Origin of the sequence: Streptomyces sp. TM32 (assembly GCF_004122755.1) — a bacterium.
GTDB classification, from domain to species: Bacteria; Actinomycetota; Actinomycetes; order Streptomycetales; family Streptomycetaceae; genus Streptomyces; species Streptomyces sioyaensis.
Map to the genome: position 1 here is coordinate 1 of NZ_SDIG01000218.1, position 9,135 is coordinate 9,135.

General features: G+C 72.7%; 9 protein-coding genes. 7 read left to right on the top strand and 2 right to left on the bottom strand.

Going from position 1 to position 9,135, the window contains the following annotated elements; all coding sequences use genetic code 11:
• The first annotated feature begins 331 nt into the window (after nucleotides 1-331).
• The 7 genes from EST92_RS29160 (at nucleotide 332) to EST92_RS29190 (ending at nucleotide 7,052) form a co-directional block, all read left to right on the top strand.
• Nucleotides 332-1,636 (top strand): Ig-like domain-containing protein, encoded by a 1,305-nt coding sequence (locus tag EST92_RS29160; RefSeq protein WP_254069100.1) that lies wholly within the window; start codon nucleotides 332-334, stop codon nucleotides 1,634-1,636.
• Between the two features lie 211 nt (nucleotides 1,637-1,847).
• Nucleotides 1,848-3,086 (top strand): Ig-like domain-containing protein, encoded by a 1,239-nt coding sequence (locus EST92_RS29165; protein WP_254069102.1) that lies wholly within the window; start codon nucleotides 1,848-1,850, stop codon nucleotides 3,084-3,086.
• 82 nt (nucleotides 3,087-3,168) lie between these two features.
• Nucleotides 3,169-3,936, top strand: a complete 768-nt coding sequence (locus EST92_RS29170; RefSeq protein WP_129283698.1) for an enoyl-CoA hydratase-related protein — start codon at nucleotides 3,169-3,171, stop codon at nucleotides 3,934-3,936.
• A 274-nt stretch (nucleotides 3,937-4,210) separates the two neighbouring features.
• On the top strand, nucleotides 4,211-4,738 hold the full coding sequence (locus tag EST92_RS29175; RefSeq protein WP_129283699.1) for an ATP-binding protein: 528 nt from the start codon (nucleotides 4,211-4,213) through the stop codon (nucleotides 4,736-4,738).
• 123 nt (nucleotides 4,739-4,861) lie between these two features.
• Nucleotides 4,862-5,341 (top strand): hypothetical protein, encoded by a 480-nt coding sequence (locus tag EST92_RS29180; RefSeq protein WP_129283700.1) that lies wholly within the window; start codon nucleotides 4,862-4,864, stop codon nucleotides 5,339-5,341.
• Nucleotides 5,342-5,397: 56 nt separating this feature from the next.
• Nucleotides 5,398-6,174 carry a thioredoxin domain-containing protein gene (locus tag EST92_RS29185; RefSeq protein ID WP_129283701.1) on the top strand — a complete coding sequence of 259 codons (777 nt, stop codon included), beginning with the start codon at nucleotides 5,398-5,400 and terminating at the stop codon, nucleotides 6,172-6,174.
• Nucleotides 6,171-7,052, top strand: coding sequence for a cytochrome c biogenesis CcdA family protein (locus EST92_RS29190; RefSeq protein ID WP_129283702.1), 882 nt, complete (start codon nucleotides 6,171-6,173; stop codon nucleotides 7,050-7,052). The genes EST92_RS29185 and EST92_RS29190 overlap by 4 nt, the downstream gene beginning before the upstream one ends.
• A 204-nt stretch (nucleotides 7,053-7,256) precedes the next feature.
• Here EST92_RS29190 and dgt read toward each other — a convergent pair whose 3' ends face one another.
• Nucleotides 7,257-8,582: a dGTP triphosphohydrolase gene (gene dgt, locus EST92_RS29195; protein ID WP_239012721.1), complete on the bottom strand. Its 1,326-nt coding sequence runs from the start codon at nucleotides 8,580-8,582 to the stop codon at nucleotides 7,257-7,259.
• A gap of 49 nt (nucleotides 8,583-8,631) precedes the next feature.
• Nucleotides 8,632-8,985, bottom strand: a complete 354-nt coding sequence (locus tag EST92_RS29200) for a hypothetical protein (protein WP_129283703.1) — start codon at nucleotides 8,983-8,985, stop codon at nucleotides 8,632-8,634.
• Nucleotides 8,986-9,135: the final 150 nt, after the last annotated feature.

The following is a 9,135-nucleotide window of genomic DNA, read 5'->3' on the forward strand; positions in this document are numbered from 1 at the left end:
CCAGGATCACCATCGTCCCGTTGTAGGTGGGGCGAGCGGTTCGTCCGCCACCGCCTCCTGCTCGGGTGCGCTCGACACGTACCGGCCTCCTGCGGCTCATGGCTCGGTCGGGCGGAGTCCGGCACGGAGGGACCTCCCGGCATGCGCTGGGGGAGTCCCGGCCGTGCAGGTGTCCCGCCCTCCCCGTTGTTCTTCCCGCAACCGGCCGTTGCCTCACGCGTCGCGCGGCGGGGGCTCATCGTCCGTCTCCGCGTCCGTCTCCGCGGTGTCCGTGACATTCCGTTTCACGGCATACCTCCCATCTCGCGCCTCATCCGTCACAATCCGGTATATGACCGCCCATCAGCAGGACCGAGCAGAGGACCGAGCGCACCTCCGCGGCAGCACCCGGGTGCGGGACCGCCTGCCGGGCCGGGCGCGGAGCCGGGCGGGGGCACGGCCGGCCGGGCGGGTCCGCCTCGCCCTCGCGGCCCTGGCCGGGCTGGCGGGGGCGGCGGCGCTGGCCGGCTGCGCGGACGCGGAGGTGTTCACCGGCGACAAGCCGCGCTCCCGGGAACAGACGATCAGGGTCGTCCCGCACAACGGCGCCCACGGCGTACGGGCCGACGGGCGGTTCGAGGTCCGGGTACCGCAGGGGCGGCTGGAGCGGGTCTCGGTCAGCCGGACCGGTGCGGCCGGCCGGCGGCACGTCGCCGGGCGGATCTCGCCGGACGGGCTGGCCTGGCGCCCGGCACACGCCCGCCTGCAACTCGGGGCGAAGTACACCGTGGACGCGGTCGCGCTGGACGGCGCGGGCCATCGCGCCGTGCGCCACACCACCTTCACCACCGCCGCCCCCGACCGCCGGCTGATCGGCTACTTCTCGCCGCAGAGCGGCACCACGGTCGGCACCGGCATGATCTTCTCGCTGGTCTTCAACCGGCCGGTCGCCGACCGTGCGGCCGTCGAACGCGCCGTCACGGTCGGCGCCCGGCCCGCCGTCGAGGTCGCCGCCCACTGGTTCGGCCACCGGAGGCTGGACTTCCGGCCCCGCGCGCGCTGGCGGCCGGGCACCACGATCACGGTGCAGCTGCGGCTGCGCGGGGTGAAGGCCGGACCGGGCTCCTACGGGACCCAGCGCAAGACCGTCCGCTACCGGGTGGGACGGGACCAGGTCAGCACCATCGACGCCGCCCGGCACACGCTGACGGTGCGGCAGGGCGGCCGGGTGGCGGCCGTACTGGCGGTCACCGCGGGCGACGACGACAACCCCACCTACAACGGGACGATGGTGATCCTGGAGCGGCAGTCGGTGACGCGGATGGACGGCGGCACCGTCGGCTTCGGCCGCGAGTACGACATCCCGGACGTGCCGCACGCCATGCGCCTGACCCGGTCCGGGACCTTTCTGCACGGCAACTACTGGGCACCGCCCGAGGTCTTCGGCGGCCTGAACACCAGCCACGGCTGCGTCGGGCTGCGCGACATCAAGGGCGGCGGGCCGCACACCCCGGCCGGCTGGTTCTTCGACCGCTCGATCGTCGGTGACACCGTGGTGGTGCAGCACTCCCCGGAGCGCACGGTCGCGCCGGACAACGGCCTCGGCGGCTGGAACATGCCGTGGGGACCGTGGCGGGCCGGATCCGCCCTGCACTGACCCGCGGCCGGCCCGGCGGCGCGCTGCCCCGCACCACCCCCGCACCCGGGACCACGCCCTGCCCCCGCACCACCCCCGCACTTGGGACTAAACGGTGACGTTCACGGGGAGTTCACTGTCACTGCGGTGTGGTTATCTAACGCCAAGCACGCGGCTGTCCGCAGCCGCGTGCGGGGGACCGCGGGCCGTGCGAGGGGAAAAGGGGCCAGTCGTGAACGTCCAGCCGAATTCGGGGGTGCCGGCTCGCCGGCGTCGGTGGCCGCACCGGGGAGGAGGGCCGCTCGCGCTGCTGCTCGGCGGGGCGCTGCTGCTGACCGCATGCGGTGGCAACGACGGTGACGACGGCAAGGCGGCCGGCAAGGCCGGCGGGGACAAGGACGCCTCGCAGGCGGCCGTGACGATAGCGCCCAAGGACGGCGCGGACGGCGTCGCCACGAGCGGCGCGCTGAAGGTGACCGCCCGGAAGGGCAAGCTCAAGTCCGTCAAGGTCAAGGACGCCAAGGGCAATGAGGTCGACGGGAAGATAGCGGGCAACGGCGCCCTGTGGCAGCCGAGCGGCCATCTGGGCGCCTCGACCGAGTACAAGGTCGACGCCATAGCGGTGGACGGTCAGGGCCGGGAGGCCGCCGAGCACTCCAGCTTCACCACCCTCGTCCCCAAGAACACCTTCATCGGCCAGTACAGCCCGGAGGACGGCCAGCAGGTCGGCGTCGGGATGCCGGTCTCGATCCACTTCACCCGGGGCATCACCGACCCCAAGGCCGTCGAGGACGCCATCAAGGTCAGCGCGCAGCCGTCGGTCCCGGTCGAGGGCCACTGGTTCGGCAACGACCGGCTCGACTTCCGCCCCGAGAAGTACTGGGCGCCCGGCACCAAGGTCACCCTCAAGCTCGACCTCAACGGCGTCGAGGGCCGCCCCGGCGTCTACGGCACCCAGGCCAAGGAAGTCTCCTTCACCGTCGGGCGCAGCCAGGTGAGCACGGTCGACGCCAAGTCGAAGCAGATGACCGTGGTCCGCGACGGCAAGAAGATCCGGACCATCCCGATCACCTCGGGCGCGCCCGGCACCGAGACGTACAACGGCAAGATGGTCATCAGCGAGAAGCACCTCGTGACGCGGATGAACGGCGACACCGTGGGCTTCGGCGGCGAGTACGACATCAAGGACGTGCCGCACGCGATGCGGCTGAGCAACTCCGGCACCTTCATCCACGGCAACTACTGGTCGGGCCGCGCGACGTTCGGCACCCGCAACGCCAGCCACGGCTGTGTGGGCCTCTTCGATCAGCGCGGCGGCGGTGACGGTTCCACCCCGGCGGCGTGGTTCTTCCGCAACTCCGTCATCGGCGACGTGGTGATCGTCAAGAATTCCCACGACGAAACGATCCAGCCGGACAACGGCTTCAGCGACTGGAACCTGTCCTGGGAGAAGTGGAAGGCCGACCAGTAGCGCGGCCACGCCGGGCGGGCCCGGTGCCCTGTGACCGAGTGCACCGGGCCCGACCGCGTTAACGCGTACTAACCTTCCGGGCATGACTGTGAATCTCGAGGTGGCCGACGGCGTCGGCACCATCCGCCTGGACCGTCCGCCCATGAACGCCCTGGACATCGCCACCCAGGACCGGCTGCGCGAGCTGGCCGAGGAGGTCACCCGCCGCGACGACGTGCGCGCCGTCGTCGTCTGGGGCGGGGAGAAGGTGTTCGCCGCCGGTGCGGACATCAAGGAGATGCAGGTCATGGACCACGCGGCCATGGTCGTACGGTCCAAGGCCCTGCAGGAGGCGTTCACCGCCGTGGCCCGCATCCCCAAGCCGGTGGTCGCCGCGATCACCGGCTATGCCCTCGGCGGCGGCTGTGAGCTGGCGCTCTGCGCCGACTTCCGGATCGCGGCCGACAACGCCAAGCTCGGTCAGCCGGAGATCCTGCTGGGGCTGATCCCGGGGGCCGGCGGCACCCAGCGGCTGGCGCGGCTGGTGGGCCCCTCCAAGGCCAAGGACCTGATCTTCACGGGGCGTCAGGTGAAGGCCGACGAGGCGCTCGCGCTCGGCCTGGTCGACCGGGTGGTGCCGGCCGCCGAGGTCCACGCGCAGGCGCACGCCTGGGCGGCGCGGCTGGCGTCCGGTCCCGCGCTGGCGCTGCGGGCCGCGAAGGAGTGCGTCGACGCGGGCCTGGAGACGGACATCGACACCGGCCTCGCCGTCGAACGCACCTGGTTCGCGGGGCTGTTCGCGACCGAGGACCGCGACATCGGCATGCGCAGCTTCGTCGAGGAGGGTCCCGGAAAGGCCAAGTTCCGCTGAAACAGCTGATGTTGGCGGGAGGGCTGAGGTTTGCCCGGCGGGCGATGCCCCTTGTGGGCGAATGACGGAAAACTTAATTGCGCCTTAAGGCAACCTTGTTGGCGCCTCGGGCCGCTCGTGCACACGCCGGATGTCGTCGCAGGTCAGCCGGGCCGGTCAGAACCTTAACTGCCGTTGGCATATGTCGTCCCGGGGGTATGGAACCGATGATTCCGGACAACGGATTCCTTCGGTTCCGCCCCCGTGGCCGCCGGGCAGCGGCCATGATGGGGGCATGGCGGGCCTCGAAGAAATGGAGCAGCCGCGGCCGCGGAACGATCCGGCCGCCGCACACCGGGGCATGTCCGGAAGCGACACGGAACCGCTGCCGGCGCCCCGCGGTCCGGTGTCCACCGCACTCGATCCGGCCGGCGAACCGACCCTCGGTGAGGTCCGGCTGCCCTCCCGCCCCCAGTCCGCCGGCATCGCGCGCCGGCTGACCGCCGCCGTACTCCTCAAGCAGTGGTCCCTGACGCCACAGCTCGCCGAGCACGCCGTCCTGCTCGTCTCCGAGCTCGTCGGCAACGCCGTACGCCATACCGGCGCCCGCACCTTCGGACTGCGGATGCTGCGCCGCCGCGGCTGGATCCGCGTCGAGGTCCGCGACCCCTCCCGCGGGCTGCCGTGCCTCTTACCGGTCCAGGAGACGGACCTCAGCGGCCGCGGGCTCTTCCTCGTCGACACCCTCTCCGACCGTTGGGGCGTGGATCTGCTGCCCCGCGGCAAGGCGACCTGGTTCGAGGTGCGGATCGCCGACCGCTGATGCCGGCTCCCCGCCGGGGCCCGGGGTCGCGACCGGCCCCGGGCCCGGCCGGTGCGCCGCCCGCGTGATGCCGATCCGTAGGATGGGTCGTTCATGCTCACACCGGGACGGAGAGGACGGGACATGCACGCTGTGCGCCGGTCGGCCGCGCTGACGCTGCTGCTCCTCCTCGCCGTCACCTTCGGACCGCTGCTCTGCCGGATCGGCGGCGACCAGGCCTGGCTGGCGGGCCGGGCGGCGACGGCCGCGGCGCAATGGCGGACGGGCCTGGTCGCGGCCCACGCTGCCGACACGGCCCATGCCGGCGCGGCCCATACTGGCCCCACGCGGCCGGCCGCCGCCCACGACGGGCCGCAGCTCGACGACCGCGCGCCCCTCGCCGTTGCCGCCGCGCCCAAGCGCTGCTCGAACCGGCATGCGCCGGCGCCCTCCGAGTCCGCCCCGCTGCCCGCCCCGCACCGCGGCGAGCCGCTCGCCCCCGCCACCACCGGCGCGGGGCCGCGGGCCGCGGACCTGCCGGCGCAGCACGCGCGCGCCCGGCCACCGACCGGCAGCGCGCCGGCCGTCGACCACACCTCGCTCCTGCCCGTACTGCGGATATAGGCCGCTGCCCCGACGCACCGGTCTGAATTTCCCCTCCGTACGTCTGGAGCTTCCGCATGCCCAAAACCGCTTCTCCCGCCCGCAAGCTGGCCGCCATCGGCGCGGTCCTCGCCCTCGTCGTCGCCGTGATCGCCATCGGCGTCGCCATCGCCAAGTCCACCCAGAGCGGCCGCGACACCGAGCCCGGCGCCGCCCCCGCCGCCTCGCCGGAGGCCGAGGAGGACCCCGCCCAGCAGAAGATGTTCGACGACCTCGCCAAGCGGACCAGCCGGCGCGCGGACGGCGACCCGCTGGCCGTCGGCAAGAAGAACGCCCCGGTGGTGCTGGTCGAATACGCCGACTACCAGTGCTCGTTCTGCGGCCGCTTCACCCGCGAGACCCAGCCCGAGCTGATCAAGAAGTATGTCGACGCGGGCACCCTGCGCATCGAATTCCGCAACTTCACCGTCTTCGGCGCCGACTCCGAGCGGGCCGCCCGGGCCTCCTGGGCAGCGGGGCAGCAGGGCAAGTTCTGGCAGCTGCACGACGCGCTGTACGCCAAGACCCGTAAGGGCGCGGCGCTCGCCGAGGACAAGCTCGTCGGCCTGGCCCGCAGCAGTGGCGTCGACGACCTCGACAAGTTCCGTGCCGACATGAAGAGCGCGGACGCCGCCAAGGCACTGAAGAAGGATCAGGACGAGGGCTACCAGCTGGGTGTGCAGTCCACCCCGTCCTTCCTGGTCAACGGCCGGCCGGTGGCCGGCGCCCAGCCCCTCGCGGTCTTCTCCCAGGCCATCGAGCAGGCCGCACGGACGGCGAAGCATCAGCCGGCGGCCAAGGGAGGCGGGAAGTGACCGACATCGGCTACCTCGCGGCGTTCCTGGGCGGGGCGCTGGCCCTGCTCAGCCCGTGCAGCGCCCTGCTGTTGCCGGCGTTCTTCGCCTACTCCCTGTCGACCCCCGGCCGGCTGGTGGCCCGTACCGGAGTGTTCTATCTGGGGCTGGCCACAACGCTGGTGCCGCTCGGCGCGGCCAGTACGGCGGCCAGCCGGCTGTTCAACGGGCACCGTGAACTGCTGATCTCCCTCGGCGGCTGGATCGTCATCGCCATGGGACTCGCCCAGATCCTCGGACTGGGCTTCGCCTCCCGGCGGGCCCAGGCCGCGGCCGCGCGGATCACGCCCCGGTCGGCCGTCTCCACGTTCCTGCTCGGCTGCGTCTACGGCCTGGCCGGCTTCTGCGCGGGGCCGATCCTCGGGGCGGTGCTGACGGTGACCGCGGTCAGCGGCTCACCGGTGTACGGCGCCTCGATGCTGGCCGTCTACGCGCTCGGCATGGCGCTGCCGCTGTTCGTGCTGGCGCTGTTGTGGGACCGCTGCAAGCTCGGCACCCGGGGCTGGCTGCGCGGCCGGGAATTCACCCTCGGAAAGCTGCGGCTGCACACCACCTCGCTGCTGTCCGGGGTGTTCTTCATCGGCATCGGCGTGCTGTTCCTGCGCTTCAACGGGACCAGTGCGCTGCCCGGAGTTCTCGACGCGGACGCCGAATTCCGGGCCGAGGAATGGGCGACGCGGATCGGGAACGCCGTACCGGACTACGCCCTGATCGCGGTGGCCGCGCTGCTCGTCGCGGCGGTGCTGGGCCGTATCGCCCTCCGGCCGGAGAAGAAGCCGCAGGACGGGGTGGAGCGGACCCGGAGCGGGGCCGGGCAGCCGGGAGGCGGCGGCAAGTAGTCGCCGACTGCCGGCCGGGGGCCGGGCCGGGGCGTCGCAGGGCGGCACCGGCCGGGCCCCGGGGGCGGCGGGGGAGGCGAGGCGTATCCGGCGAGCCGGGCCCGGCCCGGTCCGTAGCCTCGTACCCAGGGTGCACGGCCGCGTCGCCTCTCCTGGCTGCCCCCTCTCTCGGGGCTGCTCCGGACTCTCGGGGCCACTCCGGGCTCAAAGCCACACGTTGTCGTTGACCGAACCCAGGCCCGTGCCGGACAGCCGGCGGTGCAGGGCCAGGGCCTGATCCTCGGTCAGCGAGGCGACATGGTCCGCGGCGGCACGCAGCCGGTCGCCGTGCAGGTCCAGTTCCTCGGCGCGGTCCGGCGGCAGCAGCTCGGGTGCGTCATGGCTCCAGCGCAGCAGCTCGCTGACCACCCGCCGCTTGCCGTGCTGCTGGGTGGCCAGCGCGGGGCGGTCGATGACGTAGCACCACACCAGCTCCTTCAGCAGCGCGCAGGCGTCCCGCCGCTCCGCCGGGATCACCAGCTGCGCGCCGTAGCGGATCGCCGCCTCGCCGCCCACCTCCAGCTCGATTCCGCGGGTGAAGTACGAGATCAGGTCGGCGGTACGGCGATTGACCGCGACCGCGTCCTCATGGCTGCCGCTGTACGGGGCGGGCACCGCCAGCCGCTTGCCGATGTCCGCCATCATCACCAGCGCCGCTTCGCGGTCGAAGGCCTCGCCCGCGCGCGCCCGCTTGGCCTGCACATAGTCCAGGAAGCGGCGGGTCTCCCGCTCGGTCTCGGCGCCGGCGCCACCGTCCGGCGGGAACAGCGCGGCCAGCGGGATCAGGCCCGTGCGGTAGAAGTCCTCGACGTCATGGCAGGCGTAGGTGACATCGTCCGCCCAGTCCATGACCTGCTCCTCGACCGGTACGGCGGTGTCCGTACGGCCGGCCCGCACCCAGGAGAACGCCTCCCGGTCGGCGACATACACCCCCCACTTCACATGGCGCGCCGGATCCTGGTCGACGGGCGCCCGCTCCCACGGGTACTTCGTGGCGGCGTCCAGGCAGGCGCGGGTCAGGTGCAGCCCGCGGTGGCCCGGGTACTTGTGGGCGGCGAGGAAGGTCAGCACCCGCAGGGTCTGCGCATTCCCCTCGAAGCTGTCCAGCACGCCGTCCGCGAAGTGCAGCTCGTCCATCGTGGCGCGCAGCGCCAGCTCACCGGCGTGCCCGAAGGGCGGGTGGCCGATGTCGTGGGCCATGCACGCCGCCTCGACCAGCGCCGGATTCGGCCCGCCGTACTGGCGCTCCAGCCGCTCCGCCATCCGCCGGCCGAGCTGTGCCACCTTCATCGAGTGGGTCAGCCGGGTGTGGTACGCGCCCAGCTCGGCGCTCGCCACCACCTGGCTCTTGCCGGCCAGCGCCCGCCACTGCGTGGAGTACAGGATCCGGTCGACGTCGTGCTCGAACCCGGACCGCTGCCCGTCGTCGGGCACCCGCCGTCGCAGGGAGTGCTGCTCTAGATCCTCATCGCTGTATCTGGCAGGTCGCATGCGCGGATGGTAGTCCCGCACGCCTGTCCGGGGCCCGTTCGGTGGCGGATCAGGCGTTCATCCGGCGTCGCCAGCGCGCGGGGAGACGGGCGTGCGGGCGGGTGTGCGGGGGGTGGGCGTCGGCCCGGCGCCGGCGGTCGTTGCACAGCAGGCACTTGCCGTAGCCCGGCGGCAAGGGGTCTTCCGGATCGCCGTACAGCGGGTCGACCGCGCCGTGCGGATGTATGGCGCAGCCGGTCGGGCCGGTCTCCGCGCCCAGCGAGCTGGCGGCGGTCAGCGCTTGCCGGAGGACGTGGACGAGCTGGTCCGCGTCGCGCCGGCTGGGCGCGGACTGCAGGGCGGAGGCAAGGTCGGAGGCGGTGGTCAGCGCGGTCTGGAGTTCGCGCAGGTTTGCGTAACCCATGCCCCGGAGCGTAGGCGGCCCCACTGACAGTTGATCTTCCGATCGCACTTCGCGGCTTCCCATGACCGCATGCATGCCCGCTCACACCCACGATTTAGCACCGGGGCGGTGACGGTCCCCTGGCCAGGGTGTGACGGGCGGGGGTGGGGG